At 73.4% G+C, this 2316-nt stretch carries 2 protein-coding genes; both read right to left on the bottom strand.

Annotated elements, in window-relative coordinates:
* Window positions 1-1113: a mechanosensitive ion channel family protein gene (locus ACWGIU_RS35960; protein WP_453712291.1), complete on the bottom strand. Its 1113-nt coding sequence runs from the start codon at window positions 1111-1113 to the stop codon at window positions 1-3.
* A 200-nt stretch (window positions 1114-1313) separates the two neighbouring features.
* Window positions 1314-2316 (bottom strand): pyroglutamyl peptidase (locus ACWGIU_RS35955; RefSeq protein ID WP_453712290.1); only part of this gene is annotated, 1003 nt, incomplete at its 5' end.

Genomic DNA, 2316 nt, shown 5'->3' with positions numbered 1-2316 from the left:
CTACCGGCCGCTGTCCGCGAGCATCGACGGCGGCGCCTCGCGCTGGTGCGGGACCGGCGGGTGCGGTGACGGCGCCCCCTGGACCTCGTCCCGGTGGAGCGCGACCGTCCGTGTCGGAGCGGGGATCGAGATGCCCTCCGCCCGGAACCGCTCGTGCAGGCGCTTGATGAACTCGTGCTTGATCCGGTACTGGTCACTGAACTCGCCGACGCCCAGGATGACCGTGAAGTTGATCCGGGAGTCCGCGAACGTGTGGAAGCGGACGGCCCCCTCGTGCGCGCGGTCCGCGCCGTCCACGTCCGCCATCACCTTGCCGACCACGTCGAGGGTCACCCGCTCGACGTGCTCCAGATCGCTCTCGTAGCCCACACCCACCTGGACCAGGATCGAGAATTGGGCCTCCGGCTGGGTGAAGTTGGTCATGTTGGTCCGTGCGAGACGCCCGTTGGGGATGATGACCAGGTTGTTCGACAGGTTACGGACCACGGTGTTGCGCCAGTTGATGTCGACGACGTAGCCCTCCTCGCCGCTCGTGAGGCGGATGTAGTCACCCGGCTGCACGGTTTTCGAGGCGAGGATGTGCACGCCGGCGAAGAGGTTGGCGAGGGTGTCCTGAAGGGCCAGGGCCACCGCCAGACCACCCACACCGAGGGCGGTGACCAGCGGCGCGATGGACACCCCGAGGGTCTCCAGGGCGACGAGGACGCCCATCACGAGGACCACGATCCGCGTGATGTTGACGAAGATGGTCGCCGACCCGGCCACCCCGGTGCGCGCCCCCGCGACGGACTGGACGAGGCCCGCGACGACCCGCGCCGCGCTCAGCGTGGCGATGAGGATGAGCAGCGCGGTCAACGACTGGTTGACGAACCCCGAGACGCGCGCGGTGAGCGGCAGGGTGGTGCCGGCCACGGCCGCGCCGGCGATCAGGGCCGCCCCGGGCGCGATGGTGCGCAGCGCGTCGACGATGACGTCGTCCCCCTGCCACCGGGTCCGCGCGGCGTGCCGGCCCAGCCACCGCAGGAGGGCGCGCAGCAACAGCCCGGCCGCGGCGCCCGCCGCCAGCGCGATCCCGGCGACCAGCCAGTCGTGCACGACGAGATCCCTGGTCAACGGACCCCCTCCGGTGCGCCGCGCCGGCCCGGGTCAGTGGCGACGGGCGTCGCCGGGCGTCGTATGGGGTGTGGGTGTGTCGTCACCTTGTCACCTGTCAGTTCGTCGTGCCTGAAGCCGCGTTCGGGCGTGTGTACGCATCCGGAACGGGCTGCCATCCTGCCCCATGGCAGCAGGACGCACCGCAGGCGGGGCTGCCGCTACCGCCGCACGGCGGCGTGTTCGAGCACCGCGCGGACCTCCGCGGTGATCGCGCTCTCATTGCGTTCGAATTCGGGGCCGGTCAGTTGCTGGGTGTCGGCCGGCAGGCCGGTGAGCACCGGGGTGTGGAGATGGCCCCCGGGCACCCGCGGGGCGAGTTCGGCGCGCAGCCGGTTGGAGCGGTAGGCCACCTCGTTGGACAGGTAGCCGCCCCCGCCGCCCGCCACGGCCCGCGAGCCCGGCGTCGGGCCGTCGGTCCGGTCGACGGGGGCCGTGCCGCCCGCCGGGATCTCGGTCACGTCGCTGTTGAGGAGGACCGGGTACGGGCTCTGCACGGCGGCGGTGACCGCGTCGGCGGGGAGCGTGGTGCGGATGAACTCCGGTCCCGGGCCCAGGCCGGGGGCGGTCACCGGGTGCTCGCGGGTGCCGCCCGAGAGGGCGCGCACGTTGTCGGGGTAGGGATCGGCGGACCGCGCCCGTCCCGCCCAGTCCTCCAGCGTGAAGATGCCGGGGTAGCCCTGGCTGACGGTGGTGATGACGTCGGCCGAGGCGGGGCCGCCGGCCATGCGCGGGGCGAACGCCCGCTCCACCATGCCGGCGTCGAAGTCGGCGTACCGCACGGGGAGGACGACGGCGCGGATCTCGGCGGGGCTGCCGTCGGCGAGGGTCACGCGCCGTCCGTTGAGCTGGAGGGCGGCCGATCCCGACGGGTTGGCGCGGCGTATCTCGGCATCGAGCCCGAAGGGGTCGAACCCGCTGATGAAGACGCGTCGTACGCCCGGCACGGTCCGGAAGGCGTTGTTCGTCAGGCCCCGGGAGGCGTCCTCGAAGCGGGCGCGGAGCGCGGGCCGGTCGGCGGTGAACTCCGGCTGCCAGCGGTCGAGCGCGGCGGTCATGCCGAGCCGCGCCCAGTAGAGCGGCCGGTCGTCCCCGGGGGCGAGGTCGCCGCCGGGCCGCTGCTGCTGGGCCCGCCGCACGGAGGCCTGCCACAGGGCCTCGCCC

The sequence above is a fragment of the Streptomyces sp. NPDC054840 genome (assembly GCF_053611065.1).
Note: the sequence above shows the minus strand (reverse complement) of the source record. Positions and strands in the feature narration are given on the sequence as shown.